The organism is Streptomyces luteolus, from assembly GCF_029968015.1.
In the GTDB taxonomy this organism is placed as follows: domain Bacteria; phylum Actinomycetota; class Actinomycetes; order Streptomycetales; family Streptomycetaceae; genus Streptomyces; species Streptomyces luteolus.
This window is the reverse complement of sequence record NZ_JASCIS010000007.1, coordinates 178,263-204,296: the sequence shown is the minus strand read 5'-3', so window position 1 is coordinate 204,296 and position 26,034 is coordinate 178,263. Positions and strand designations below refer to the sequence as shown.

Below are 26,034 nucleotides of genomic sequence, written 5' to 3'. Positions count from 1 at the left end.
GTAGCCCGTCGTACGCGCCGACAGCGGAACCGTGCCCTCCCCGTGCTCCTTGACCAGCCGCTCCTCGATCTCGGTCAGGGTTAGCCCCCGCACCGGGCGGCTCGCCGCCCTGACGTGTGCTTTCAGTACCGACTCGGCCATGTCCACCCAGCGGGGATCCGCCCGCTCCACCGCCGTGCGCACGGGCCGGTCCACGACGAGACCGGCCGGGCCCGACTTCTTCAGCGCCGCCGCCCACCTGCGGAGCGTGCTGACCCCGACGCCGATCTCGGCGGCCTTCACGGCGTAGCGGTGCCCCAGCGGCGTACCGGCGCGAAATCCGCACGCGGCTCTCCCTCCAGCGCCAGCGCGGCGTCACCGAGCTGATAGCCGGTGAGCACCTCCTGGAGGTGCCGCACCTTTCACCGTCAGCTCATCGTCCTCCTCGTCGGCCAGGCCGCTCAGCACGGCGGCTGCCGCCGTCTCCTCCCCCGGGACCGGCGCCAGGATCTCCGTGGTGGGATGCGCGAGCAACACCGAGATTTCCACCTGCCGAAGCCTGGGTGGTCCGGCCACCGCGGCTTGCCGCAGCAGAATCCGCCGCCCCTCGATCTCCGCCACCGTGAACTGCTCGCGTCAAACCGCACGGGCAGCCCCTGCCGCAGCGTCGCAGTCCACTCGGTCATCCACGCCTCCGCAGAACGCATTCGCCCGACAACGACCGGGCCGCCAAGTCCGTGGTCAGCCGCCCGGCCCACAACAGCGCCATCAGCGGCGGCCGGGCTTCTTCAGGCTTGCGGTCGCCGGCCAGACGACGCTCGGCGATGGCCATCTCCTCGCCGTCGATGACCTCCCGCCAGGCCCGCTCGACCTCGTCTTCAGGTACGACTCCGGAATGCCGGTACCCGGCTAGGAACCGGATGTTCTCCAGGAGCGTCCGCTCCGCCCCGGACCAGATCTCGTACTCCCAGCCGTGCCGCTCGATCAGCTGCCCCGGCCAGGCCAGCGCCTGCACGACCTTGGGGTCATCCAGCCGCGAGGCCGGTTTGACGTTGACGACTCGCACCGTTCCCGAACGCATCTCCAGGAGGAAGTCCGGGACGTGACTGCGCACCCTGCCGTCGACCCGCGCCACCATGCGGCAGGGTTGGGCATAGATCCCGCACACCGTCGGATCGGAGTCGGCGAGCCGCAGACGGGCCAGCTCCAGACGGCTCTCGTAGAGACCTGACCGCCCGTCGTCGCACAGGCGTAGTCGCCCGAGTAGTGCGCCATGCCATGGACCGAACGCACCCGACGCCACGGCTCGGACTCGGTGAAATGCTTCAGCCGGAGTTGAGAGACGGGGACCTCACGTGTCGTTCCGTCCACGTACCGGATTGATGCCATCGGGATCGCGTGCTTGCTGCGGGCCCTGCCCGGGCGTTTCGTCGCCATACTTGAACGGTGCGAAGCGCTCACTCCACGCAAACAGCAAGATCGTAAGTGATCGACACCGAGAACTACTGAACGTAATCAGCGCTCATGATCACGAGGAAATGCTCGGACGGTGCTCATGATCACGCGGAATTGCTCACGAAACCGTGGATCCTGGAATCTCTGCGGTAGTGGCGAAGGGAGTGTTTATCGTCAGGCAGACGACTATGATCGCGTCATGTCGCCCTACGACCCGTCGGCCTTCCCGCCCTTTGCTGTCACCGTGGACCTGGTGGTGCTGACCGTGCGTCGGCATTCCCTCTGTGCGTTGGCGGTCCGGCGAGGTGAAGCGCCGTTCCAGGGACGCTGGGCACTGCCCGGAGGATTCGTGCGGGACGACGAGGACCTGGCGACGGCTGCCGCTCGGGAGCTGGAGGAGGAGACCGGCCTGTGCGCGCACGACCCCGGAACGCCTGCTGCTGCTCCGGGCAACGGCGCGCACCTCGAACAGCTCGCCACGTACGGAGACCCGAAGCGTGACCCTCGCATGAGGGTCGTGAGCGTCGCGCATCTCGCCCTCGCGCCCGACCTGCCCGCCCCCAAGGCGGGCGGGGACGCGCACAGTGCGCGGTGGGCGCCGGTCGAGACGTTCCTCGAGCCGGAGGACGAGGAGACCGGGGCGCTCGCCTTCGACCACGCGCAGATCCTCGCGGACGGCGTGGAACGGGCCCGGTCGAAGATCGAGTACTCGTCGCTGGCCACGGCGTTCTGCCCGACCGAGTTCACCGTGGGTGAGCTGCGCAGGGTGTACGAGGCGGTGTGGGGCGTGGCTCTCGATCCGCGGAACTTCCACCGCAAGGTGACCGGTACGCCTGGCTTCCTGGTGCCCACGGGTGGGACCACCACGCGGCAGGGCGGTCGCCCCGCCCAGCTGTTCAGGGCGGGCGGAGCAACGCTCCTCAACCCGCCGATGCTGCGACCCGAGGTCTGATGCCGCGTCCCGAGCTCTGACCTTGGGCCCGAGCTCGTCGCGTACGGATCCAGCTCCCCCTCCATCCACCACTCCTGCGTTCTCAACTCCCCAGGATCAGCGGCTGGGGATGTCTTCATCGCGCCCGCCCGCGAGCCGCTGTGCCATGCGCTCATGAGATGTCGCGCCATGCGCCCGCGCGCTGTGCGAATTGAGCCGTACACATGGGCGAACTGCTGGGCGTGCAGCACCAGCTGAGGGTGGGTGATGGGCACACCCGGGACTTCGCATCTGACCGAAAAGCCGGAAATGGAGGGTTATCTTGCTGACGTACTCACGGGGTCTGTCCGTCCCCGAACAGGCGGACTGCCCACCGGCCGCCGAGCGGTCGCCACTTTCCGCGAGAGAAGCGATGATCCAGGCAACCGGACTGACCAGCAATCGCCGTCGAGGCCTGCCACCCGCCGTCGACGACGTGTCCTTCGAGGCGCGGGCCGGCCGAGTCACGGCCCTGCTCGGCCGCACAGACGCCGGCACGAGTGTGGTCGTACGACTGATGCTTGAACTGCAACCCGGCCGCGGTGTCACGTACTTCAGGGGGCGACCTCTGCACCGCATCGCGCATCCCGCACGCGAAGTCGGCGTGCTGCTCGGCGAGGTGCCGGGGCACCCCGGGCGCTCGGTGCGCGGTCAACTGCGCATGCTGTGCGCGGCCGCAGGCGTGCCCGTGTCCAGGGCGGACGAAGTGCTGGAGGTCGTCGGCCTCGTCAGCCTGCGCCATGAACGTCTCGGCAGGCTGTCGCGCGGGATGGACCGCCGACTCGGCCTGGCATGCGCGCTCCTCGCCGATCCGCACACTCTGGTGCTCGACTCGCCTGCCGATGCCGTCTCCGCTCGCGAAGGCGGCTGGATGCACGCCATGCTCCGAGCCCACGCCGAGCAGGGCGGCACCGTGTTGTTCACGACCGGCGACGCGAAGGAGGCCGCCCGAGTCGCCGACCACGTCGTCACGATCGAGCAGGGCAAGCTGGTGGCGGACCAGGAGACCGCGGACTTCGCCCGTACCCGGCTCCGCCCCCGCGTCGCCGTCCGTTCCCCGCACGCCGCGAGGCTCGGTGTGCTGCTCACCAAGGAGGCGAGGGCGGGCAAGCGTTCACTGGAAGTCGTTCGCGAGGACGGCAACAGGCTTTCGGTGTACGGGAGCAACTGCGCCGACGTGGGGGAGACGGCCTTCCGGCACGGTGTGCTGCTTCACCAACTCGCTGATGAAAGCGGCGACTCGGGCCCGCCGAAACCCTCCACTGGCAGGGCCCTGAGCTCGGGATTGAGCTCGGGATCGGGATCGGCCGAACTCGCGAGCCGCCCCGAGCCCTCCACTCGACCCAGCCCGGCCAGCCCACCCAGCCCACCCAGCCCGGCCAGCCCACCCAGCCCGGCCAGCCCGTCCGGCACGGCCAGTCCGCAGGAGACCCACCTCGAGCGAAGCGCGGACGTGTCACGCGGTGGCGACGCCGTCGAGGCCATCAACCAGCCGCCCACACCAGGCCCCACGTCGACATCCGCTCTCGGAAGAGTCAGAAGGCTCGTGGGAGTCACAACTCAAGCCCCCAGAAAGGAACTTCCGCTTCTCCCGCCGCCCATCACCGCCCGCCCTGCCCGCAGCCCTCTGCGGCCCCTGCGCTACGAGGTACGGAGGGCCGCCGGGATCCGTACGGGTTATGTGACGGCCCTCCTGGTGGTCGCCGTCTCGACCGTGATGGCCCTCTACCTCGCCCGCGCCGGCCACGCCCCGCTGCCTCGCCTGCTCGCGGCCTGGCCCTACGAACTCCCGCTGGCCCCGGCCGCAATGGGGGCAGGGCTGCTCGGTGCGCTGTCTTTCGGGGACGAGTTCCGGCACCCCGCCCTCGCCGCCGACCGCGGCTCGGTGCCGCGAAGACTCGGCCTGCTCGTCGCCAAGCTCGTGGTCTGCGCGGGCACCGCCGTGCTGCTCGCCGTGGCCACGGTCCTGATCGACGGTCTTGTGCTGCACGTCGTGTACGGCGAAGAAGTGACACGGCTGCCGGTGGACTGGCCTGATATGGCGGCGAGTTGGCTCGCTCTCAGCGTCGCCTGCTCCTGGGCCGGGCTGCTCGCGGCGGGCGTCTTCCGGTCCACTACGGCGGGGCTGGCGGCGCTGCTCGCCGTACCCGTCGTGCTCGTACCCGTCGTGGAGAAGCTGCTTGCGGAGCCTTCGGCGCGGTCGGCGGCCGGACTGCCGGGGCGGTTGCGTGACGTGACGCTCGTGCAATGGCCCGCGAAGGGTGATCGGTTCATCGCCGGGCTGGTGCACATGATCGCCCAACCCGTAGGCGGCGCACTGGTGTTGAGCCTGGCCGCACTGCTGTGCGCCTATCTGCTGACAGGGCTGCGAAGCAGAGCGAGATAGTGCCGTGCCGCGCCGTCCCTTGCAGGGCTTGAGCGCAACTGCCCGCAGGATTACGGGAGGAGAGTCGTTTCTGTCGGATAAGGCGTCAATTGCGGCGGGGTAGGCGATCACCCTTTCGTGTGCTTTTCACCAAAGACCTCAAGGGGGTTGAGCGCTGAGCCGACAAAAGATCCGTGAGTACCCTTGCGCACACCATGATGACCGCCGCCCGCTCCGCCGACACCGGCCTCGCAGGACCGGGCGAACTCGACCGCTACCCCTACGCGGAGGCCCCCTCGACCGGCCGCGTCGGCGTTCCCTCCTGGGAAAGTTCGGATCCCGATCTGAACCGCGCCGGCCGGCGCGCGGCGGGCAGCCGAGGCCGCGGACTGCACGGCCAACTCGTCCAGCAGCTCGGCCAGATGATCGTTTCCGGCGACCTGGGGGCGGACCGCCCGCTGGTTCCCGAGGAGATCGGTCAGCGATTCGAGGTCTCCCGCACCGTCGTCCGCGAATCGCTCCGCGTGCTAGAGGCCAAGGGGCTGGTCAGTGCCCGCCCCAACGTCGGCACGCGCGTGCGACCGGTCAGCGACTGGAACCTGCTCGACCCGGACATCATCGAGTGGCGCGCCTTCGGCCCGCAGCGGGACGACCAGCGTCGCGAACTGAGTGAGCTGCGCTGGACGATCGAGCCGCTGGCCGCCCGGCTCGCGGCCGGTCACGGTCGTGAGGACGTCCAGCAGCGCCTGGTCGACATGGTCGAGATCATGGGCCACGCCCTCGGGCAGGGAGACTCCGTCACGTTCTCCCGCGCCGACGCCGAGTTCCACTCGCTGCTCATCCAGGTCGCGGGCAACCGCATGCTGGAGCACCTCTCCGGGATCGTCTCGGCCGCGCTGCAGGTGTCCGGAGGCCCGGTGACCGGCTGCGACCGCCCCACCGAATCGGCCGTCGCGCACCACGCGCGCATCGTCGAGGCGCTCGGTGCCGCGGACGGCGCCGGCGCCGAGACCGCGATGCGCCAACTGCTCACCGTCCACCCGGACGTGGAGCGTGTGGTCCCGGCCCCCCGCGAGCACTGAGCTGCACGCGCTCCGCCCGCGCCAAGTGCGTACGGCGGACTGGAGGGCGACCGCGTACGCCTTCTTCGCTCACGGCCCGTGCGTCGTCGTGCGTGCCAGGTCAGGCGCCTGGGGCGAGGATCGCGCGGCCGCCAGGTGCGTCGGCCGCGCCGGCCGCGCCGGCGGACCGTTCGTGGCGGCGGTCGGTAGTGGCGGAGTCGCCGGGACCCGGCCGGGCCCGGCGACCCGCGTGCGTGAAGCCGTCCTCCACTCGGCTTCGGGGTGAAACAGGAGTGCGGCGCTCGGCTTTGGGCACACGTAACTGAGGGCGTATGTCCCATAGCCACCGTTATCGACGGTTACGGGGTGTGACTCGGGCCACGCAGATTGGGCGTAACGCTCCACCGGGTAGCGCGATGACCTAAGAGGTGACAGCCGAGGAGGGAATACAGCCGCCGCTTGCGGCGCTGTGCAGCTCTGACGCCCCGCCCGCGCCGTCGGCCAATTCCCAGCCGTCGGCAGTCGGCTCCGGTCCACAGTGGACGGGGCCGGAAGCCGTTTCCATCGTTCCGAGAGGTTGTTCGTGTCGGCCAGCACATCCCGTACGCTCCCGCCGGAGATCGCCGAGTCCGAGTCTGTGATGGCGCTCATCGAGCGGGGAAAGGCTGAGGGGCAGATCGCCGGCGATGACGTGCGTCGGGCCTTCGAAGCTGACCAGATTCCGGCCACTCAGTGGAAGAACGTTCTGCGCAGCCTCAACCAGATCCTCGAGGAAGAGGGTGTGACGCTGATGGTCAGTGCCGCGGAGTCGCCGAAGCGCCCCCGCAAGAGCGTCGCAGCGAAGAGTCCGGCCAAGCGCACCGCCACCAAGACCGTGGCGGCCAAGACGGCGACCGCGAAGAAGGCCACGGCCACCACCGCCGCGACCGTCTCCGCAGCCGTAGAGACGACGGCCGACGAGGCCGCCCCCGCGAAGAAGGCCGCCGCCAAGAAGACGGTGGCCAAGAAGACCGCGGCGAAGAAGACCACCGCCAAGAAGACGGCGGCGAAGAAGACCGCGGCGAAGAAGGACGACGACCTGCTCGTCGCCGACGAGCCGATCGAGGAGACCCCGGCCGCGGCCAAGCCCGGTGAGGAAGAGGAGGAGACCGGCGGCGAGGCCAAGGGCTTCGTCCTCTCCGACGACGACGAGGACGACGCTCCTGCCCAGCAGGTCGCCGTCGCCGGCGCCACCGCCGACCCGGTCAAGGACTACCTCAAGCAGATCGGTAAGGTCCCGCTGCTCAACGCCGAGCAGGAGGTGGAGCTCGCCAAGCGCATCGAGGCCGGTCTGTTCGCCGAGGACAAGCTGGCCAACGCCGACAAGCTCGCCCCCAAGCTCAAGCGCGAGCTGGAGATCATCGCCGAGGACGGCCGCCGCGCCAAGAACCACCTCCTGGAGGCCAACCTCCGTCTGGTGGTCTCCCTGGCGAAGCGCTACACCGGCCGCGGCATGCTCTTCCTGGACCTGATCCAGGAGGGCAACCTCGGTCTGATCCGCGCGGTCGAGAAGTTCGACTACACCAAGGGCTACAAGTTCTCCACGTACGCGACGTGGTGGATCCGTCAGGCCATCACCCGCGCCATGGCCGACCAGGCACGCACCATCCGTATCCCGGTGCACATGGTCGAGGTCATCAACAAGCTCGCGCGTGTGCAGCGCCAGATGCTCCAGGACCTGGGCCGCGAGCCCACCCCGGAGGAGCTGGCCAAGGAACTCGACATGACCCCCGAGAAGGTCATCGAGGTTCAGAAGTACGGCCGCGAGCCCATCTCCCTGCACACCCCGCTGGGCGAGGACGGCGACAGCGAGTTCGGTGACCTCATCGAGGACTCCGAGGCCGTCGTCCCGGCCGACGCGGTCAGCTTCACGCTCCTCCAGGAGCAGCTGCACTCCGTGCTCGACACCCTGTCCGAGCGCGAAGCGGGCGTCGTCTCCATGCGGTTCGGTCTCACCGACGGTCAGCCGAAGACCCTCGACGAGATCGGCAAGGTGTACGGCGTGACGCGTGAGCGCATCCGCCAGATCGAGTCCAAGACCATGTCGAAGCTCCGTCACCCGTCGCGCTCCCAGGTGCTGCGCGACTACCTCGACTAGGTCGCAAGCAGTTCGTACGAGGCAAGGGCCCGGATTCCAGGAGGAGTCCGGGCCCTTCTTCGTGCGCCTTCGCGCCGTATGTGCACCCGTGCGCGGGTGCGCCGCGCGCGTCGGTGGTCGACGCTGAGCGAGTAACGAGCAACTCAGCGTCAGGAGAGCGTATGCGCCGTGGTCCCTTCGTCAGAGCGCTGCCGGGTTTACTCGCCCCGCTGGCGGCGGCAGTTGTGCTGCCTCTGACGGTGCCCGCTCCGGCGGTTGCCGACTCGGTGGTCGTCGGCGGTCAGCCGGTCCAGGTGGCCGAGCATCCCTGGGTGGTGGCGATCGCCAGTCGTGACCGGTTCGGAGGTACGCGGTCGGGGCAGTTCTGCGGCGGTGCCGTCGTGGACCGGCGCACCGTGCTGACGGCCGCACACTGCATGAGCGAGGACGTGCTCGGGGTCCCGCCGAGCGAAGTGCCCGACCTGAAAGCCATCGCGGGCCGCGGCGATCTGCGGACGAACGAGGGCCGCGAAGTCACCGTGCGTCGCGTGTGGGTGAACAAGGAGTACGACAGCCTCACCAACTCCGGGGACGTCGCGGTGCTCACCCTCGCCAAGTCACTGCCCGAGTCGTCCGTGGTCCCGATGGCGCGCGAAGGGAACGCCGCGTACGAACCGGGCACGGCGGCCTCGGTGTACGGCTGGGGTGACACGACCGGTGCCGGTGACTACGCGCGCACGCTGCGTGCCGCCCGCGTACAGGTGTTGTCCGACAGCGTCTGTGAACGGGCCTACCCGGGCAGTGTCGACGGAAAGTACATGGCCAACTCCATGCTGTGCGCCGGGGAGCCGAAAGGCGGCCGGGATGCCTGTCAGGGCGACAGCGGTGGGCCCTTGGTGGCCCGAGGACGGCTGATCGGCCTGGTCTCGTGGGGTGACGGCTGTGGCGAGCCGGGCAATCCGGGTGTCTATACGCGGATCTCCGAGGTGCTGCCGTTGGTGTCGAAGGCGCAGCGCGCAGCAGAAGCTCGCGCCGCTGAATAGCCGTCAGAGGTGCTCCGGGGGCCTCAGGGGCTCTCGGGGTGCTCTGGGCGGTGCCGCAGTGCGGTAGTTGTGCGCGAAGCCGTGAGAGGCACGAGAGCGGGCGGTCACCCTGTCGGGGTGGCCGCCCGCTGTGCCGGCCCTGGGCCGGTGCTGGCTCGTCGTGATGCGAAGTGTCAGCGTTCCTCGTCAGTGACGTTTGCCGGGACGGCGGTCAGCCGTTCCGTCTCGTCCTGTATCTCAGCGGCGATCTTCTTGAGTTCCGGCTCGAACTTGCGACCGTGGTGGGCGCAGAAGAGCAGTTCACCGCCGCTCATCAGGACGACGCGCAGGTATGCCTGGGCGCCGCAGCGGTCGCAGCGATCAGCGGCCGTCAGGGGGCTCGCGGGGGTCAGAACAGTAGTCACGTCGCCTCTTCTCTAGCTCGACGAGCTGTCGTACCAGGGTCAACATCCAACCAGGCCGAAAACGTTCCCGCTCTTGGCTTTTCCTCGAAGTTTTTCTTCCGAGGCGGCTGTCTGCTGCCGGTTGGCGGCGAATGTGCCGTATTACGTCTTCTACGGTTTTCGCGTGGGTTTGCAGAGTCTTGCTTGCGGTCTTCGGTTGTGTCCAGCTCTGTCCTCCCCGGCCCACGGTGCGGCCGGTTGTTCATGAGGACGTGCCCGGAGCCTAAATGGTTCATGCCTGCTTGGGAACGTGATGTGAGCATCACCCCATCGAGGGATCGAACATCCTTACGACCCTGGACTAGGGTGGCGTCAGTCGAGGGTGGCGTTACATCGGCTCTACCAGGCCTCGGTACCCTCTGAGCGGCGACCGATGCCGACCCCCTCTCCAAGGGGTCCCAACAGAAATTCAGCGAGGAGCGAAACGCGTGACCGCCGAGACGTCCGTGTCGTCCACAGAGCTGCTTTCCGGGGCAGACCGGGACGGTTCCAACTACACCGCGCGGCACCTGCTCGTCCTCGAGGGGCTCGAAGCGGTTCGCAAGCGTCCGGGTATGTACATCGGCTCGACCGACAGCCGCGGTCTGATGCACTGCCTCTGGGAGATCATCGACAACTCCGTGGACGAGGCCCTGGGCGGGCACTGCGACCACATCGACGTGACCCTCCACGCGGACGGTTCGGTGGAGGTGCGGGACAACGGCCGCGGCATCCCCGTGGACGTCGAGCCCAAGACCGGCATCTCCGGTGTCGAGGTCGTCATGACCAAGCTGCACGCCGGCGGCAAGTTCGGCGGCGGTTCCTACGCGGCCTCCGGCGGTCTGCACGGTGTGGGTGCCTCCGTGGTGAACGCCCTGTCGGCCCGCCTGGACGTCGAGGTCGACCGCAGCACCGTGCACTCCATCAGCTTCCGCCGTGGTGTCCCCGGCTCCTTTAAGGGCGAGGGACCCGATGCCGAGTTCACCCCGGGCAGCGGCCTGACCAAGGGCAAGCGCGTCCCCAAGGGGCGCACCGGCACCCGCGTCCGCTACTGGTCGGACGCGCAGATCTTCCTCAAGGACGCCAAGCTCTCCCTGGAGAACCTGCACCAGCGCGCCCGTCAGACCGCGTTCCTCGTGCCGGGCCTGACCATCGTCGTCAGCGACGAGCGGGACCTGGACGGGATCGGCAAGAGCGAGGAGACCTTCCGCTTCGACGGCGGCATCAGCGAGTTCTGCGAGTTCCTCGCCACGGACAAGCCGATCTGCGACGTCGTGCGCCTCTCCGGTCAGGGCACCTTCAAGGAGACCGTGCCGGTCCTCGACGACCGCGGGCACATGACACCCACCGAAGTCACCCGGGAACTCGGCGTGGACATCGCGCTGCGCTGGGGCACGGGGTACGACACCACGATCAAGTCGTTCGTGAACATCATCGCGACGCCCAAGGGCGGCACTCACGTCACCGGCTTCGAACGCTCCGTGACCAAGACGGTCAACGAAGTCCTGCGTACGCAGAAGCTGCTGCGCGTCGCCGAGGACGACATCGTCAAGGACGACGCCCTGGAGGGCCTCACCGCGGTCGTCACCGTGCGCCTCGCCGAGCCGCAGTTCGAGGGGCAGACCAAGGAGGTGCTCGGCACCTCGGCGGCCAACCGGATCGTGGCCAACGTCGTGGCCAAGGAGCTCAAGACCTTCCTGGCGTCCACCAAGCGGGACGCGAAGGCGCAGGCGCGGGCCGTCCTGGAGAAGACGGTCGCCGCCGCGCGTACACGGATCGCGGCCCGTCAGCACAAGGAGGCGCAGCGCCGGAAGACCGCTCTCGAGTCCTCCACGCTGCCCGCGAAGCTCGCGGACTGCCGCAGCGACGACGTGGACCGCAGCGAGCTGTTCATCGTCGAGGGTGACTCCGCGCTCGGCACGGCCAAGCTCGCCCGCAACTCCGAGTTCCAGGCGCTGCTTCCGATCCGCGGCAAGATCCTCAACGTTCAGAAGGCGTCCGTGTCGGACATGCTGAAGAACGCCGAGTGCGGCGCGATCATCCAGGTCATAGGAGCCGGGTCCGGGCGGACCTTCGACATCGACGCCGCGCGCTACGGCAAGATCATCCTGCTGGTCGACGCCGATGTGGACGGCGCCCACATCCGCGTCCTGCTGCTCACGCTCCTCCAGCGGTACATGCGGCCGATGGTGGAGGCCGGCCGGGTCTTCGCCGCCGTGCCGCCGCTGCACCGCATCGAGCTGGTCCAGCCCAAGAAGGGCCAGGACAAGTACGTCTACACCTACTCGGACAACGAACTGCGGTCCACGCTCCTGGAGTTCGAGCGCAAGGGTGTGCGCTACAAGGACTCGATCCAGCGGTACAAGGGCCTCGGCGAGATGGACGCGGACCAGCTCGCGGAGACCACCATGGACCCGCGGTACCGCACGCTGCGCCGGATCAACATCAGCGACCTGGAGTCCTCGGAGAAGGTCTTCGACCTCCTCATGGGCAACGAGGTGGCGCCGCGCAAGGAGTTCATCACCAGCTCGGCCGCCACGCTTGACCGCTCGCGTATCGACGCCTGAGCGCGCGCCGCTTGGACCTACCTCGGGTCCGCCCCTGTTTGCCGGAGGGGCGGGCCCGACTGTCCCCTCGCCAGGGCTTCGCCTCACCCTTACGCAGCCTTCGCCAAGCCTTCGCCACACCCTTGCGCAGCCCTCGCCAATCCCTCGCCAAGCATTCGCCAAGCCCTCAGTCACCTGATGGGGTGAAGCGGTGGGATTGAAGTGCCGGGATCTTCACGTTCTGCCCATCCTTGGGCACGCGGCCGAAGTGCGCCGCGGACGAGGAGAGTTCGGTGGACAAGCACGAAGATCGCGACGCCGGGAAGGTCCGGCTCAGCGATCCCGGTGAGCTCGACGACCCCTGGCAGGACGCGCTCGCCTCGGGCTGGGGAGAGCTGGAGAGCGCCGGGGCGCCCGCCGCCCCCGTACCGCAGGCGCGGGGGGCGGCGCAGGACGGGCCGGGCACGCCCACCGAGAGCGCGGCCGACATCTACCTCGAAGTGCAGCGGAGCCCCGCGTTCCAGGAAGTCCGGCGAAGGTACCGGCGGTTCGTCGTGCCGGCCTGTGTCGCGTTCTTCGTCTGGTACGTGGCGTACGTGGTCGCGGCGACCGCCGCGCCCGAGCTGATGGCGCGGCCGGTGGCGGGCTCGGTGAACGTGGCCATGGTCGCGGGGCTCGGACAGTTCCTGTCCACGTTCCTGCTGACCTGGGCGTACGCCAGGCACGCGCGGCTGCGCCGGGACCGGCTCGCGCTCGAACTGCGCTGGGAAACCCAGGAGTTGACCAGGGGGGTCGAGCGGTGAGCGGAGACCACCAGACCCTGGCCCTCGTCCTGTTCAGCGTGTTCGTCGCCGTGACGCTGGCGATCACCACCTGGGCGAGCCGCAAACGGCACGGTACGGCCGAGGAGTTCTACGCGGGCGGACGGCTCTTCACGCCGATGGAGAACGGTTTCGCCATCGCCGGTGACTACATGTCGGCGGCCTCCTTCCTCGGCATCGCCGGACTGATCGCGCTCTACGGCTACGACGGGCTGCTGTACTCCGTGGGCTTCCTCGTCGCCTGGCTCGTCGTGCTGTTCCTGGTGGCCGAACTCGTACGCAACTGCGGCCGGTTCACGCTCGCCGATGTCGTGGCGGCGCGGATGAAAGAACGTCCCGTGCGGATCGCGGCGGGAACTTCTTCCGTGACCGTGTCCGTTCTCTATCTGGTGGCGCAGATGGTGGGGGCGGGCAGCCTGGTCGCGCTGCTGCTCGGCGGGACGAGCGGGGCGGCACAGAACTGGACGGTCGTCGGTGTCGGCGCGCTCATGGTCGTCTATGTGTCGTTGGGAGGGATGCGGGCCACCACGTGGATCCAGATCGTCAAGGCAGTGCTGCTGATGGGCGGGGCGATCGCGCTCACCGTGCTCGTCCTGCTGCGCTTCCACGGCGACTTCAACCAGCTGCTCAGTACGGCGGCGGAACGCAGCGGCCACGGGGAGCGGTTCCTCGGCCCCGGCCTGAAGTACGGCGGGAGTTGGACGGCCCGGCTCGACTTCATCAGCCTGGGTCTCGCGCTCGTGCTCGGCACGGCGGGACTGCCGCACATCCTGTCGCGGTTCTACACCGTGCCCACGGCGCGTGCCGCGCGGCGTTCGGTGGTCTGGTCGATCGGGCTGATCGGCGGCTTCTACCTGATGACGGTGGTGCTCGGGTTCGGGGCGGCCGCGATCGTCGGATCCGAGGAGGTGCGGCGCTCCAACCCGGCCGGAAACACGGCGGTTTCGCTGCTCTCGCTCGACCTCGGCGGGGGCGCGGACTCCACCGGAGGGACGATCCTGTTCGCGATCGTCGCCGCCGTCGCGTTCGCCACGATCCTGGCCGTGGTCGCGGGCATCACGCTCGCCTCGTCGGCGTCCGTCGCGCACGACCTGTACGCATCGCTGCGCAGCCGCCGAAAGCCCGTCAAACCGCGCAGCGAGGTCGCCGTGGCACGGGTCGCGGCCGTGGGCATCGGGGCGGTCGCGATCGCGCTCGGACTGCTCGCCCGCGATCTGAACGTCGCGTTCCTCGTCGGCCTCGCCTTCGCCGTCGCGGCCTCCGCCAACCTGCCGGTGCTGCTGTACTCGCTGTTCTGGCGCGGCTTCACGACGTGCGGCGCGGTCTGGTCGGTGTACGGCGGTCTGGTGCCCGCCCTGGCACTGGTCGTGCTGTCGCCGGTGGTCTCCGGCAGCCCCGAATCGATTTTCCCCGGCGTCGACTTCCAGCTGTTCCCGCTGCAGAACCCCGGCCTCGTCTCGATCCCGCTCGGCTTCCTCGCGGGCTGGATCGGCACCCTGACGTCGAAGGAATCGCCGGACGAGGCCAAGCACGCGGAGACCGAGGTGCGCTCCCTCACCGGAGCCGGGGCGGTGTGAGGCGCTCGCCGGGGCAGGGGCGGTGTGAGGCGCTCACCGGAGCCGGGGCGGTGTGAAGCGCTCACCGGGGCCGGGGCGGTGTGAAGCGCTCGCCGGGGCCGGGCGTGTGAGACGCGGAGGGGGTCAGTCCGCCGCGCCGCCCGACTTCGCCCACGCATACCGGTGTTCGGGCCGGCCCGTGTCCCCGTACCTGAGCGAGAGGCGGACCCGGCCGGAGCGTTCGAGGAGCTTGAGGTAGCGCTGGGCGGTCTGGCGGCTGAGGCCGGTGCGGTCCGCGAGTTCCTGGGCGGAGAGCGGGCCGTCGGCGGCCATCATCGCGCGCCGGACCAGTTCGGCGGTGCTCGGCGAGTGGCCCTTGGGGAGTGCGGGCTCGGGGGTGGCCGAGAGGGCGCCGAAGATCCGGTCCACCTCGGCCTGTTCGGCCTCGCCGCCGCTGTCGAGGGTGCGCCGCAGATTCGCGTACGCCTCCAGCTTCGCGCGCAGGCCGCCGAAGGTGAACGGCTTGACCAGGTACTGCAGCGCGCCGTGCCGCATCGCGGCCTGGACGGTGGCCACGTCGCGCGCCGCGGTCACCATGATCACGTCGGTCTGGTGGCCGCGCTCGCGCAGCAGCCGTACGACGTCGAGGCCGGTGCGGTCCGGCAGGTAGTGGTCGAGCAGCACCAGGTCGATCGCCGTGTCGCCGGACGCCGACTCCTCGACCAGGCGCAGCGCTTCGGCACCGGTGTGCGCCTGGCCCGCGACGTGGAAGCCGGGGACCTTCGCGACGTAGGCGGCGTTGACCCCGGCCACGCGCACGTCGTCGTCGACCACCAGCACATTGATCTCGCTCAAGAGTGCTCCTCCGCGTGCGCGAGGTCCGGTTCGGTGAGGGCCTCCGGCAGGACGACGGTGAACTCCGCGCCGCCGCCCGGGGCTTCGTCCACCTGGGCGCTGCCGCCCTGGCGCTCGGCGAGCCTGCGCACCAGGGCGAGGCCGATGCCGCGCTTGCCGTGGGCGGGCGGCTCCTTCGTCGACCAGCCCTCCGTGAAGATCAACTGCCGCTGTTCGGGGGCCACTCCGGACCCCGAGTCCCGTACCCGCAGCTCCACCGCGCGGCCCTCGGCGCGCAGCGAGACCTCCACCCGCGGGTCCGGGCTGCCGACCGCGGCGTCCAGGGCGTTGTCGACGAGGTTGCCCGCGATCGTCACCAGGCCCTGCGGGTCGATCAGCCGGTCCGGCAGCCGCGTGTCGTCCGAGAGCCCCAGCGAGACCCCGCGCTCCGCGGCGACCGCGACCTTGCCGACCATGAGCGCCGCGAGCAGCGGGTCGTGCACCTTCTCCGTGACCTGCTCGGCGGTGGCCCGGTGGGAGCCGACCGTCTCGCCCACGAACTCCACGGCGTCCTCGTACATCTCCAGTTCGAGCAGGCCGAGCAGCGTGTGCAGATGGTTGGCGTGCTCGTGGTCCTTGGCGCGCAGGGCGTCGATCAGGCCGCGCGTGGAGTCCAGCTCGCGGCCGAGGCGCTCCAGCTCGGTGCGGTCGCGGAGGGTGGCGACGGCGCCGCCGTCGTCGGTGGGCATGCGGTTGGCGACCAGGACGCGCTGGCCGCGCACCGTCAGCAGGTCGGTGCCGGTGGCACGGCCCGCGAGCACATCGGTCGTACGGCCATCGCCGAGCGCCTCGTCCAGGGGCTTGCCGATGGCCTCGGGGCCGAGCGTGAGCAGCCGTTGCGCCTCGTCGTTGAGCAGCCGGATGCGGCCGTTCCGGTCGAGTGCGACGACGCCCTCACGGATGCCGTGGAGCATCGCCTCGCGCTCCGCGAGCAGCGCCGAGATATCGGAGAAGGCCAGGTCACGGGTCTGCTTCTGGACCCGCCGAGAGATCAGATAGGCGGCAAGGGCGCCTACGGCCAGGGCCCCGCCCGCGTACGCGAAGAGCCCGGGGATGGAGTGGATCAGGCGGTCGCGGACGCTGTCGTACTCGATGCCGACCGAGACCGCGCCGACGATGTCCCCGTCCGCCTCGCGCAGCGGCACCTTGCCGCGGGCGGAGCGGCCGAGGGTGCCGTCGTCGATCTCCATGACGTCGCGGCCGGCGAGCGCCTCGCTGGGGTCGGTGGAGACCACCTTGCCGACCTCGGCCGGGTTGGAGTGCGACCAGCGCACTCCGCGCTCGTTCATGATCACGATGTACTCGGCGCCGGTCGCCTTCCGGATCCGCTCGGCCTCGGCCTGGACGGGGCCGTCCGGCCTTGGCCTGCTCCCGGTCAGGTCCTCGACGACCTGCGGCTGCGCCGCCGTGGTCTGCGCGATGGCGAGGGCGCGGCGCATCGCCTGGTCGTCGAGCTGATCGCTCAGCGGCGCCAGGAACAGGCCGGTGGCGAGCACCGCGACGCCCGCGGCGATCGCCAGCTGCATCATCAGCACCTGCGAGAAGACCCGCCGCGGCAGGCCGATGCGCATCCTGCGCCCACCGCTCACGGCGACGGCGCCTTCCGGCCGGGACCCCGGGGGAGTACTGCGTTCATGCAGAAACGGTACGGCGTCGAGCGGGTCAGCGGTCAAAGCCCGTCCAGGTCACGGACAGGGGTGCCGTGCGCTGAGCCTGCCGGGTCCCGGTCGAGGCGGCGGCCTGCGGGGCGGTGCCGCCGGTCAGCGAAGGGCCCGGTCCGGCCGGTACGGGATCCGGTCGCACGGCGATCACGTCCATGCGGCCTGGTGTACCGAGTGCGGCGCCGCAGCTCTCCGGGCGCGGGGGCAGCGAGGCGCCCTGGGCGACCGTGACCCGCCAGCGGCGCCCGTCCACATGTGCCACGACCACATCCCAGCGCGGCGCGGCCCCCGGCGTACGGGCGCCGCCACCGGCGTCCGTGGTACGTACCACAGACAGCACCCCCGCCCGGTCCTCGCCGCTCGCCCTGCGCACCGCGAGCTCCGCCGCCTGCCCCGGCCGCTCCCAGGCGGAGCCGCCCCGGCACCCGTCCACGACGACGCGTCCTTCACGGGCCGCCGCGAGCACCCGGCGCACCTCGTCGGTGCCGACCCGCCCGTACGCGTATCCGTACGGGAGCACCAGCAGCGTGGGGGAGAAACGGTGGCCGCCGAGGTGGGTGACCTCCCAGACGCCGGGCTCGCCGACGGCGGTCAGCTCGGCGGCGAGCGGGCGGCCGAGCAGGGCGCAGCAGCGGTCCCGCTTGCCGTTGGTGCAGACGAGGGCGAGGGGTGCGCCGGTGTGCGGAGCGGCGTCGAGGGCCCGGTCGAAGCTGCGGTGGTCGCCCTTGCCGAGGGCGGTGAAGTCCAGCCGGAGCAGCCGCGCCGGGTCGTCGATGACCGCGCTGTGCAGCCAGGTGCTCGCGGAACGGGGGTCGACGTGGGCCGCGAACACCTGCCGACGGGCCGCGGTGTGGCAGTCCGCGTGGCGGCCGGGGCGGCGGATCAGGGCGACGCGTACGCCGGTGCCCTCGGCGGCGGCTTCCAGGGCGCGGCCCAGGTCCGGGTCCAGGTGGCTGGAGGTGAGGGCCTTGGCGCCCCAGGGGCCGGACTGTTCGAGGAGGAGCCAGGTCCTCGCGGTGGCGGCGGTGCCGGCGACGGGTTCGTCCAGGTCCCGGGAGGCGGTGGCGCACGTACTCACACAGGTGAGCCTAGCCTGAGGTGGGGAGTGGGGAGTGGGGAGTGGGGAGTGGGGAGTGGGGAGTCGGAGTCTAAGGGCCTGAGTTCGCACAATCCTGCAAAATGAACGCAAGACTTTCGCTAATCTTGCGTTCATGACGCGACGACTTGCTCAGGTGGCCAAGAAGGTCGGGGTCAGCGAGGCCACGGTCAGCCGGGTGCTCAACAACAAGCCCGGCGTCTCCGAGGCCACCCGCGAGGCCGTGCTCTCCGCGCTGGACGTGCTGGGGTACGAGCGTCCGACGCAGTTGCGGGGGGAGCGCGCCCGGCTCGTCGGCCTGGTCCTTCCGGAGTTGCAGAACCCGATCTTCCCGGCGTTCGCCGAGGTCATCGGCGGTGCCCTCGCGCAGCAGGGCCTCACCCCGGTCCTGTGCACGCAGACCAAGGGGGGTGTGTCCGAGGCGGACTATGTGCAGCTGCTGCTCCAACAGCAGGTGTCCGGCGTGGTGTTCGCGGGCGGGCTCTACGCGCAGGCGGACGCTCCGCACGACCACTACCGCCTGCTCGCGGACCGCAAGATTCCGGTGGTCCTGGTCAACGCGGCCATCGAGCACCTCGGGTTTCCCGGCGTCTCCTGCGACGACGCGGTCGCGGTCGAGCAGTCCTGGCGGCATCTGTCCTCGCTCGGCCATGAGCGCATCGGCCTCGTCCTCGGCCCGGCCGACCATCAGCCGTCCCAGCGCAAGCTCGCGGCCGCGCGGGCGGCGGCCGATGCGGGCGGCGGGCGGCTGCCGGACGAGTACGTGGCGCGGGCGATGTTCTCCCTGGAGGGCGGACAGGCCGCGGCCGCAAGGCTGTTGGAGCGCGGCGTCACCGGGATCATCTGCGCCAGCGACCCGATCGCGCTCGGTGCCGTGCGCGCGGCGCGACGGCGCGGCCTCGACGTACCCGGCGAGGTGTCCGTGGTCGGCTTCGACGACTCGGCGTTCATGAACTGCACCGAGCCCCCGCTGACGACGGTCCGCCAGCCGATCGAGGCGATGGGCCGCGCGGCGGTCGAGCTGCTCGCCCTGCAGATCGGCGGCAGCTCGGTGCCGACCGAAGAGCTGCTCTTCGAGCCGGAGTTGGTGGTACGAGGGTCGACCGGCCAAGCGCCGCGCGGGTGAGCGGGCGGCGCCTCGGGGTGAGGAGTACGGAGTACCCGTAGGGCATGAGCCCGACCAGTTGTGTTCCTGACGCTTACTTGTCGAGAAATTGCACGATATGGGTGCCGGAGTGATGCGTTATGGGTGCCGGAGTGATGCGTTCCGGCAGCTCGCTTCCCGACCTCAGGCCTCGGGGATGTCCGCCTTCGCCCGCACCAGCGTCTCCCGGCTGATCACCACGATCCGCTCGTGGTCGGCGCGGGCGGCGTCGGCGGGAAGTTCGGCGTCGAGCGTCGCTGTGGCCTCCGTACCGATGACGGCGAAGTTCCCGTCGCTCAGCTCGAAAATGTCCGGACAGGTCTCGCCGGAGAGACTGCCGCGCTCACGAGGAGACGCGCCGATGCGACGCACGATCTTCAAGGGGACCCCGGTCCTTGGAGTTGAGGTAAGGGCGGGGCAAGGGTAGCCCCTCGGGGCATGTGCCATCGACGCGCTGTAGTCCATGTGGGGGGCGCGGGCCAGGGCCTCAACTCCCGCTATTCCACCGGCGGTTCCCCCACCACCCACCACTCGTCCGTCTCCGCCTCCTCCAGGTCGTGGATGAGGTCGTCCACCATGCGTCCCACCTTCGCCTCGTCCGACGAGGCCTTGAGGCTGGCGCGCTGCTCGCGGGTGGCCGCCCAGTAGTCCCGGAAGATGCTGTTCTGGCAGGTCACCCGCAGATGGCCGTGGAGCCCTTCGAGGCTGACGTTGCCGACGCGGTACGCGTGCAGGGCGTTCGTGTAGATCGCGTTGGCGAAGAGGTACTGGCGGCGGGTCGTCGGCGGCGCGTCGATCGTGCTGAGGACGGCGGCGAGATCCGGATCGCTCATGGCGGTGGTGAGCAGTTCGAGCTGGAGCCGGTGCTGGTTCGTGAGGTCGGTGTGGTGCTGGCGGAGCTCCGCCTGCTCCAGCCGTTCGAGCCGCTGCCGCAGTTCGGCGTACTGCCGCTCCGCGTACCGCAATTCGGCGTTGCGCAGCTCGGTGTGCCGCAGTTCGGCGGTGCGCAGCTCCGCGTACCGCAGTTCGGCGGTGCGCAGCTCCGTGTGCCGTCGTTTCGCGAGGCGCAGCTCTCTGACGGTGAGGACTACGAACGCGCCCACGGCGAGGGCGCGGGCGGCCGTGGAGCCGATACCGCGCGTTCCGGAGTTCTGTGTGGCCATGTCAACCCCCGAGTCGGGCGACCGTCCGCCGGGCGTCGGGTGTGCGGGTCGACGGGGAGCGGGACCGGCGAGCGGTGGGCGGCGCGCTTGCCGCCTCCCAGGATGCCGAGCGGCGTTGATCGGCTGGAGGCGGAGCAGAGAGGTGGTGGCGCACGGAGGCATGCGAATGTCTTTACAACCGGCGCCGTTCCCCATGTGTGCCCGCGTACGCCGCAAACAATCGTTCACATCGCGCCCCCGGGGGCCTACGGGCCGTGGCTTCGGTGCCACTCGGGAGCGCGTCGAGGGGCGCACTTATCCTGGCGAGGGCCTGACCGGTGCGCGGCCGGTGAGGTCAAGGGCAGTTCCGTACGAAAGGCGCAGTGTGAGCAAGCGGCAGATCCCCGTCGTCGTCCTCGCGGGGTTTCTGGGGTCCGGCAAGACGACCCTCCTCAACCAGCTCCTGAAGCACAGCGGCGGCAACCGCATCGGCGTCGTCGTCAATGACTTCGGCGCCATCGAGATCGACGCCATGTCGGTCGCCGGGCAGGTGGGTTCCACCGTCTCGCTCGGCAACGGCTGCCTGTGCTGTGCCGTCGACGGCAGTGAACTCGACGCGTACCTGGAGAAGTTGACCCGCCCCTCCGTCGGCCTCGACGTGATCGTCATCGAGGCGAGCGGCCTGGCCGAGCCGCAGGAACTGGTGCGCATGCTGCTCGCCAGCGACAACCCGAACATCGTGTACGGCGGGCTCGTCGAGGTCGTCGACGCCGCCGAGTTCGACGCCACCCGGGAGAGGCACCCCGAGATCGAGCGGCATCTCGCCCTCGCCGACCTCGTCGTCCTCAACAAGACCGACCGGGTCGACGTGGGCGCCCTGCCGGGGTTGCGCGCGAGCGTGGAGGGGTTCGCGGACGGGGCAGCGGTCGTCGAGTCGACGTACGGACGGATCGACCCGGAGCTGCTCTTCGACGGCAAGCCCAAGGGGGAGCGCTTCGGGCAGCTGTCCTTCGACGACCTGCCCGAAGGGGACCTGCCCGACGGCGACCTGCCCGACGAGCTGTCCGACGACCTGACCGACGAGCTGACCGGCGATTTGCCCGGCGACGACGCGCCCGACGAGGGCGGCCTCCGCGGGGAGCACCGCCACGTCCACCTGCACGCCGCCTACGACAGCGTCTCCTTCGCCTCTGGCGTCGCCCTGCACCCCCGCCGTCTCCTCGACTTCCTCGACGGGCGGCCCGAAGGGCTCTACCGCATCAAGGGATTTGTCGACTTCGGCCCGTACGACCCGCGCAACCGCTACACCCTGCACGCCGTCGGCCGCGTCCTGCGCTTCTACCCGGAGCCGTGGCCCCGCGACGCCGAGCACGGCACGCAGCTCGTGCTCATCGGCTCCGGCGTCGACGGCCCCGCCCTGCGCACCGCCCTGGAGCACTGCCGCGACGACCAACCGCAGGACGCCGGCCTCGAAGAGGTCATGTGGGGCATCCTGCGGTACGTGGACGAACGCGAGCCCGAGCCCGAGCCCCAGGCCGAGAGCCTGGAGCCCGAATCGGCGGATTAGGGCTACACCGGGCTACACCGGGCTACACCGGGCTACACCGGGCTCGCGACCGCGGCGACCGGCTTGGCGAGCGAGACGCCAGAGCCGTCCCGGCGCGGGTCGACCTCCGGAAGCTCCGCCGGAGAGCCGTTGCGCTGCGCCGCCAGTGCGGGCACCGGCCCAGCCCACCCGAACGACAGGCAGTCCTCGCCCTTCAGGAACCGCTGGCAGCGCACACCGCCCGTTGCCCGGCCCTTGCGCGGATACTGGTCGAACGGCGTGATCTTCGCCGTGGTCTGCACCGAGTCGTCCAGCGTGCCGCGCGAGCCCGCGACCGTGAACACCATCGCGTCCGCCGCCGGGTCCACCGCGGAGAACGAGATCACCTTCGCGCCCTGCGCCAGCTTGACGCCCGCCATGCCGCCCGCGGGCCGGCCCTGCGGGCGGACCTGAGACGCCTGGTACCGCAGCAGCTGGGCGTCGTCCGTGATGAAGACCAGGTCCTCCTCGCCGGTGCGCAGCTCGACCGCGCCGACGATGCGGTCCCCGTCCCTCAGGGTGATGACCTCCAACTCGTCCTTGTGGGACGGGTAGTCGGGCACGACTCTCTTCACCACGCCCTGTTCCGTACCGAGCGCGAGGCCCGGCGAGGACTCGTCGAGCGTCATCAGGCAGACCAGCTCCTCACCCGCCTCCAGGCTCAGGAACTCCGCCACCGGCGCCCCGCCCGAGAGGTTCGGCGCGGCGGCCGTCTCCGGGAGCTGCGGCAGGTCGATGACGTTCAGCCGGAGCAGCCGGCCGGAGGAGAGGACCGCGCCGACCTCGCCGCGCTGGGTGGCCGGCACCGCCGAGACGATGACGTCGTGCTTGACGCGCTTGGCCTCGGTGTCGAAGGCGACCTCGCCCGTGGCCGTACGCGCGAGGAGTCCCGTCGACGACAGGAGTACGCGGCACGGGTCGTCGGCTACCTCGAGGGGCACCGCCGTGGCCGGAGCGCCCGAGGACTCCAGGAGGACCGTGCGCCGGTCGGTGCCGAACTTCTTCGCCACCGAGGCCAGTTCGGACGAGACCAGCTTGCGCAGCTCCGTGTCCGATTCGAGGATGCGGGTCAGCTCCTCGATCTCGGCCTTCAGCTTGTCCCGCTCCGACTCCAGCTCGATGCGGTCGTACTTGGTGAGGCGGCGCAGCGGGGTGTCCAGGATGTACTGCGTCTGGATCTCGCTCAGCGAGAAGTGCTCCATCAGGCGCTCCTTGGCCTGCGCGGAGTTCTCGCTGGAGCGGATGAGGCGGATCACCTCGTCGATGTCGAGCAGCGCGACGAGCAGGCCCTCGACCAGGTGGAGGCGGTCGCGCTTCTTGCCGCGGCGGAACTCGCTGCGGCGGCGCACCACGTCGAACCGGTGGTCGAGGTAGACCTCCAGGAGCTCCTTCAGGCCGAGCGTGAGCGGCTGGCCGTCCACCAGGGCCACGTTGTTGATGCCGAAGGACTCCTCCATCGGCGTCAGTTTGTAGAGCTGCTCCAGGACGGCCTCCGGGACGAAGCCGTTCTTGATCTCGATGACCAGGCGCAGGCCGTGGTTGCGGTCGGTGAGGTCCTTGACGTCGGCGATGCCCTGCAGCTTCTTGTTGCCGACCAGGTCCTTGATCTTGGAGATGACCTTCTCGGGGCCGACGGTGAAGGGGAGTTCGGTGACGACGAGGCCCTTGCGGCGCGGCGTCACGTTCTCCACCGTGGCCGTCGCGCGGATCTTGAAGGTGCCGCGGCCCGATTCGTACGCGTCCCGGATGCCGGAGAGGCCGACGATGCGGCCGCCCGTGGGCAGGTCGGGCCCCGGGATGTACTTCATCAGCGTGTCGAGGTCGGCGCCCGGGTGCTTGATGAGGTGGCGGGCGGCCGCGACGACCTCGCCGAGGTTGTGCGGCGGCATGTTCGTGGCCATGCCTACGGCGATCCCCGACGAGCCGTTGACCAGCAGGTTCGGGTACGCCGCGGGGAGTGCGACCGGCTCGTGCTCCTGGCCGTCGTAGTTCGGCGTGAAGTCGACCGTGTCCTCGTCGATCGACTCCGTCATCAGCGAGGTGGCCGTGGCCATCCGCGCCTCGGTGTACCGCATCGCGGCGGGCGGGTCGTCGTTGCCGAGCGAGCCGAAGTTGCCGTGGCCGTCGACCAGCGGGACGCGCATGGAGAAGGGCTGTGCCATGCGGACCATCGCGTCGTAGATCGACGCGTCGCCGTGCGGGTGCAACTTACCCATGACCTCGCCGACGACGCGGGCGCACTTCACGAAGCCGCGGTCGGGGCGCAGGCCCATCTCGTTCATCTGGTAGACGATGCGGCGCTGCACCGGCTTCAGTCCGTCCCGGGCGTCGGGCAGGGCCCGGGAGTAGATGACCGAATACGCGTACTCGAGGAAGGAGCCCTGCATCTCGTCGACGACGTCGATGTCGAGGATCTTCTCCTCGTACGCGTCGTCGGGCGGCGGGGTCTTCGTGCTGCGGCGGGCCATCGCTGCTGCGGCTCCTTCACGTTCCTGTGCGGGGCAATCTCCAGTTCTGACGCCGACCATTGTGGACCGCGCCACTGACAACGCGGACCGCGACCCGTCCAATCCCTGTTCCCGGCACGTTCATCAGACCGCCGGACCAACGCCGACGATCGCTGAGAGCGGAGCCGGAACGGGAACTTCGCCAGATGTCCGCACGCTTGCATACAGTGACAGCACTTGCCCCGGCGACCGCGTGCACCGACCCTCATCCGGCACGTCACCGCCCGCCGTCGACAGGTCAGTCAAGGACGACATCTCGCGATCGAAGGGATCTACATGCCCATGGGTCACACGGCCACGGCCGAGGCCGGCTCCGGCGGCCTGACAGCGACCGAGCACCGCCTCGCCAACGGCCTGCGCGTGGTGCTCTCCGAGGACCACCTGACCCCGGTCGCCGCGGTCTGCCTGTGGTACGACGTCGGCTCGCGCCACGAGGTCAAGGGCCGTACGGGCCTGGCCCACCTCTTCGAGCACCTGATGTTCCAGGGCTCCCAGCAGGTCAAGGACAACGGCCACTTCGAGCTGGTGCAGGGCGCCGGCGGCTCGCTCAACGGCACGACCAGCTTCGAGCGGACCAACTACTTCGAGACGATGCCCGCCCACCAGCTGGAGCTCGCCCTCTGGCTGGAGGCCGACCGCATGGGCTCGCTCCTGACGGTCCTCGACGACGAGTCGATGGAAAACCAGCGCAGTGTGGTGAAGAACGAGCGCCGCCAGCGGTACGACAACGTCCCTTACGGCACGGCTTTCGAGAAGCTCTTCGCGCTCGCGTACCCGGAGGGCCACCCGTACCACCACACGCCGATCGGCTCCATGGCGGACCTCGACGCGGCCACGCTCGAGGACGCCCGCGAGTTCTTCCGTACGTACTACGCGCCGAACAACGCCGTCCTGTCCGTCGTCGGTGACATCGACCCGGAGCAGACACTCGCCTGGATCGAGAAGTACTTCGGCACCATCGCGGCGCACGACGGAAAGCGGCTCCCGCGCGACGGCTCGCTGCCCGAGATCATCGGGGAGGAGAAGCGCATGCTCGTGGAGGCCGAGGTGCCCTCGCGCGCGCTGATGGCGGCCTACCGCCTGCCGCACGACGGCACGCGCGCGTGCGACGCGGCCGACGTCGCCCTGACCGTCCTCGGCGGCGGCGAGTCCTCGCGGCTCTACAACCGCCTGGTGCGCCGCGACCGTACGGCGGTGACGGCCGGGTTCGGCATGCTGCGCCTGTCCGGCGCCCCGTCGGTCGGCTGGCTGGACGTGAAGACGTCGCACGAGGCCGAGGTGCCCGACATCGAGGCCGCCGTCGACGAGGAGCTCGCCCGGTTCGCCGAGGAGGGCCCCACGGACGAGGAAATGGAGCGCGCCCAGGCCCAGTTGGAGCGCGAGTGGCTGGACCGCCTCGGCACGGTCGCGGGCCGCGCGGACGAACTCTGCAGGTACGCGGTCCTGTTCGGCGACCCGCAGCTCGCCCTGACCGCCGTCGGCCGGGTCCTGTCGATCACCGCGGACGAGGTCAAGGAGGTCGCCCAGGCGCGGCTGCGCCCCGACAACCGCGCGGTGCTCGTCTACGAGCCGATCGCGCCGGAACAGGCCCCCGACGCCCCGGACACCGATGTGAACGACGCCGCCGAGATCGAGGTTCAGGAAGAGGAGGCGGCGAAGTGACCGAGCAGC

21 protein-coding genes are annotated in these 26,034 nt (G+C 70.1%); 12 read left to right on the top strand and 9 right to left on the bottom strand.

Features of this window, described 5'->3' with window-relative positions; genetic code table 11:
* Positions 1-139 precede the first annotated feature (139 nt).
* Positions 140-289, top strand: coding sequence for a hypothetical protein (locus tag QIT00_RS09535; RefSeq protein ID WP_282534708.1), 150 nt, complete (start codon positions 140-142; stop codon positions 287-289).
* 65 nt (positions 290-354) lie between these two features.
* Here the strand turns inward: QIT00_RS09535 and QIT00_RS09530 are convergent, their stop codons facing one another.
* Both QIT00_RS09530 and QIT00_RS09525 read right to left on the bottom strand, forming a co-directional pair.
* Positions 355-600, bottom strand: coding sequence for a hypothetical protein (locus QIT00_RS09530; protein WP_282534707.1), 246 nt, complete (start codon positions 598-600; stop codon positions 355-357).
* Positions 601-661: 61 nt separating this feature from the next.
* Positions 662-1,147, bottom strand: coding sequence for a TnsA-like heteromeric transposase endonuclease subunit (locus QIT00_RS09525; RefSeq protein WP_282534706.1), 486 nt, complete (start codon positions 1,145-1,147; stop codon positions 662-664).
* A 486-nt stretch (positions 1,148-1,633) separates the two neighbouring features.
* On the opposite strand from QIT00_RS09525, the gene QIT00_RS09520 reads away from it, so the two are divergent.
* The 5 genes from QIT00_RS09520 to QIT00_RS09500 all read left to right on the top strand — a co-directional run bounded on the left by QIT00_RS09520 (position 1,634) and on the right by QIT00_RS09500 (position 8,989).
* Positions 1,634-2,386, top strand: coding sequence for an NUDIX hydrolase (locus QIT00_RS09520; protein WP_282534705.1), 753 nt, complete (start codon positions 1,634-1,636; stop codon positions 2,384-2,386).
* A gap of 391 nt (positions 2,387-2,777) precedes the next feature.
* On the top strand, positions 2,778-4,790 hold the full coding sequence (locus QIT00_RS09515) for an ATP-binding cassette domain-containing protein (protein ID WP_282534704.1): 2,013 nt from the start codon (positions 2,778-2,780) through the stop codon (positions 4,788-4,790).
* Positions 4,791-4,963: 173 nt separating this feature from the next.
* A complete protein-coding gene (locus QIT00_RS09510; RefSeq protein WP_282534703.1) occupies positions 4,964-5,851 on the top strand; it encodes a FadR/GntR family transcriptional regulator in 888 nt (295 codons plus the stop codon).
* A gap of 556 nt (positions 5,852-6,407) precedes the next feature.
* Complete coding sequence (locus tag QIT00_RS09505) at positions 6,408-7,967, top strand: RNA polymerase sigma factor (RefSeq protein WP_282534702.1); 1,560 nt, start codon at positions 6,408-6,410, stop codon at positions 7,965-7,967.
* 161 nt (positions 7,968-8,128) lie between these two features.
* Positions 8,129-8,989, top strand: a complete 861-nt coding sequence (locus QIT00_RS09500; RefSeq protein ID WP_282534701.1) for a S1 family peptidase — start codon at positions 8,129-8,131, stop codon at positions 8,987-8,989.
* Positions 8,990-9,162: 173 nt separating this feature from the next.
* On the opposite strand, the gene QIT00_RS09495 is transcribed toward QIT00_RS09500, so the two are convergent.
* Positions 9,163-9,393 carry a DUF7455 domain-containing protein gene (locus QIT00_RS09495; RefSeq protein WP_282534700.1) on the bottom strand — a complete coding sequence of 77 codons (231 nt, stop codon included), beginning with the start codon at positions 9,391-9,393 and terminating at the stop codon, positions 9,163-9,165.
* A gap of 467 nt (positions 9,394-9,860) precedes the next feature.
* On the opposite strand from QIT00_RS09495, the gene QIT00_RS09490 reads away from it, so the two are divergent.
* The 3 genes from QIT00_RS09490 to QIT00_RS09480 all read left to right on the top strand — a co-directional run bounded on the left by QIT00_RS09490 (position 9,861) and on the right by QIT00_RS09480 (position 14,355).
* A complete protein-coding gene (locus QIT00_RS09490) occupies positions 9,861-11,978 on the top strand; it encodes a DNA gyrase/topoisomerase IV subunit B (protein ID WP_282534699.1) in 2,118 nt (705 codons plus the stop codon).
* A 272-nt stretch (positions 11,979-12,250) separates the two neighbouring features.
* On the top strand, positions 12,251-12,760 hold the full coding sequence (locus QIT00_RS09485; protein ID WP_282534698.1) for a DUF485 domain-containing protein: 510 nt from the start codon (positions 12,251-12,253) through the stop codon (positions 12,758-12,760).
* Complete coding sequence (locus QIT00_RS09480; RefSeq protein WP_282534697.1) at positions 12,757-14,355, top strand: solute symporter family protein; 1,599 nt, start codon at positions 12,757-12,759, stop codon at positions 14,353-14,355. Before QIT00_RS09485 ends, QIT00_RS09480 begins: the two co-directional genes overlap by 4 nt.
* Positions 14,356-14,478: 123 nt before the next feature.
* Here the strand turns inward: QIT00_RS09480 and QIT00_RS09475 are convergent, their stop codons facing one another.
* The 3 genes from QIT00_RS09475 to QIT00_RS09465 form a co-directional block, all read right to left on the bottom strand.
* Entirely contained in the window at positions 14,479-15,180 is a 702-nt protein-coding gene (locus QIT00_RS09475; protein WP_408909747.1) for a response regulator, read from the bottom strand.
* Positions 15,181-15,185: 5 nt separating this feature from the next.
* A complete protein-coding gene (locus tag QIT00_RS09470; RefSeq protein WP_282534745.1) occupies positions 15,186-16,799 on the bottom strand; it encodes an ATP-binding protein in 1,614 nt (537 codons plus the stop codon).
* A gap of 91 nt (positions 16,800-16,890) precedes the next feature.
* Positions 16,891-17,967, bottom strand: a complete 1,077-nt coding sequence (locus QIT00_RS09465; protein WP_282534695.1) for a sucrase ferredoxin — start codon at positions 17,965-17,967, stop codon at positions 16,891-16,893.
* A gap of 133 nt (positions 17,968-18,100) precedes the next feature.
* Between QIT00_RS09465 and QIT00_RS09460 the strand changes: the two genes are divergently transcribed.
* Complete coding sequence (locus QIT00_RS09460) at positions 18,101-19,111, top strand: LacI family DNA-binding transcriptional regulator (protein ID WP_282534694.1); 1,011 nt, start codon at positions 18,101-18,103, stop codon at positions 19,109-19,111.
* A 162-nt stretch (positions 19,112-19,273) separates the two neighbouring features.
* Here the strand turns inward: QIT00_RS09460 and QIT00_RS09455 are convergent, their stop codons facing one another.
* A complete protein-coding gene (locus tag QIT00_RS09455; protein ID WP_282534693.1) occupies positions 19,274-19,510 on the bottom strand; it encodes a hypothetical protein in 237 nt (78 codons plus the stop codon).
* A gap of 116 nt (positions 19,511-19,626) precedes the next feature.
* Complete coding sequence (locus tag QIT00_RS09450; protein ID WP_282534692.1) at positions 19,627-20,292, bottom strand: DUF6082 family protein; 666 nt, start codon at positions 20,290-20,292, stop codon at positions 19,627-19,629.
* 364 nt (positions 20,293-20,656) lie between these two features.
* On the opposite strand from QIT00_RS09450, the gene QIT00_RS09445 reads away from it, so the two are divergent.
* Entirely contained in the window at positions 20,657-21,838 is a 1,182-nt protein-coding gene (locus QIT00_RS09445; RefSeq protein ID WP_282534691.1) for a CobW family GTP-binding protein, read from the top strand.
* A 32-nt stretch (positions 21,839-21,870) separates the two neighbouring features.
* On the opposite strand, the gene QIT00_RS09440 is transcribed toward QIT00_RS09445, so the two are convergent.
* Positions 21,871-24,324, bottom strand: a complete 2,454-nt coding sequence (locus QIT00_RS09440; protein ID WP_282534690.1) for a DNA gyrase/topoisomerase IV subunit A — start codon at positions 24,322-24,324, stop codon at positions 21,871-21,873.
* A 315-nt stretch (positions 24,325-24,639) separates the two neighbouring features.
* Here QIT00_RS09440 and QIT00_RS09435 point away from each other — a divergent pair, with 315 nt between their 5' ends.
* On the top strand, positions 24,640-26,025 hold the full coding sequence (locus tag QIT00_RS09435) for a M16 family metallopeptidase (protein WP_282534689.1): 1,386 nt from the start codon (positions 24,640-24,642) through the stop codon (positions 26,023-26,025).
* The last annotated feature ends 9 nt before the right edge of the window (positions 26,026-26,034 follow it).

What these genes read in the sequence shown, in the direction of transcription:
- QIT00_RS09535 (WP_282534708.1), top strand. Translation starts at nt 140, where the DNA reads ATGTCCACCCAGCGGGGATCCGCCCGCTCCACCGCCGTGCGCACGGGC.
- QIT00_RS09520 (WP_282534705.1), top strand. Translation starts at nt 1,634, where the DNA reads ATGTCGCCCTACGACCCGTCGGCCTTCCCGCCCTTTGCTGTCACCGTG.
- QIT00_RS09515 (WP_282534704.1), top strand. Translation starts at nt 2,778, where the DNA reads ATGATCCAGGCAACCGGACTGACCAGCAATCGCCGTCGAGGCCTGCCA.
- QIT00_RS09500 (WP_282534701.1), top strand. Translation starts at nt 8,129, where the DNA reads ATGCGCCGTGGTCCCTTCGTCAGAGCGCTGCCGGGTTTACTCGCCCCG.
- QIT00_RS09470 (WP_282534745.1), bottom strand. Translation starts at nt 16,799, where the DNA reads ATGCGCATCGGCCTGCCGCGGCGGGTCTTCTCGCAGGTGCTGATGATG.
- QIT00_RS09460 (WP_282534694.1), top strand. Translation starts at nt 18,101, where the DNA reads ATGACGCGACGACTTGCTCAGGTGGCCAAGAAGGTCGGGGTCAGCGAG.
- QIT00_RS09450 (WP_282534692.1), bottom strand. Translation starts at nt 20,292, where the DNA reads ATGGCCACACAGAACTCCGGAACGCGCGGTATCGGCTCCACGGCCGCC.
- QIT00_RS09440 (WP_282534690.1), bottom strand. Translation starts at nt 24,324, where the DNA reads ATGGCCCGCCGCAGCACGAAGACCCCGCCGCCCGACGACGCGTACGAG.
- QIT00_RS09435 (WP_282534689.1), top strand. Translation starts at nt 24,640, where the DNA reads ATGCCCATGGGTCACACGGCCACGGCCGAGGCCGGCTCCGGCGGCCTG.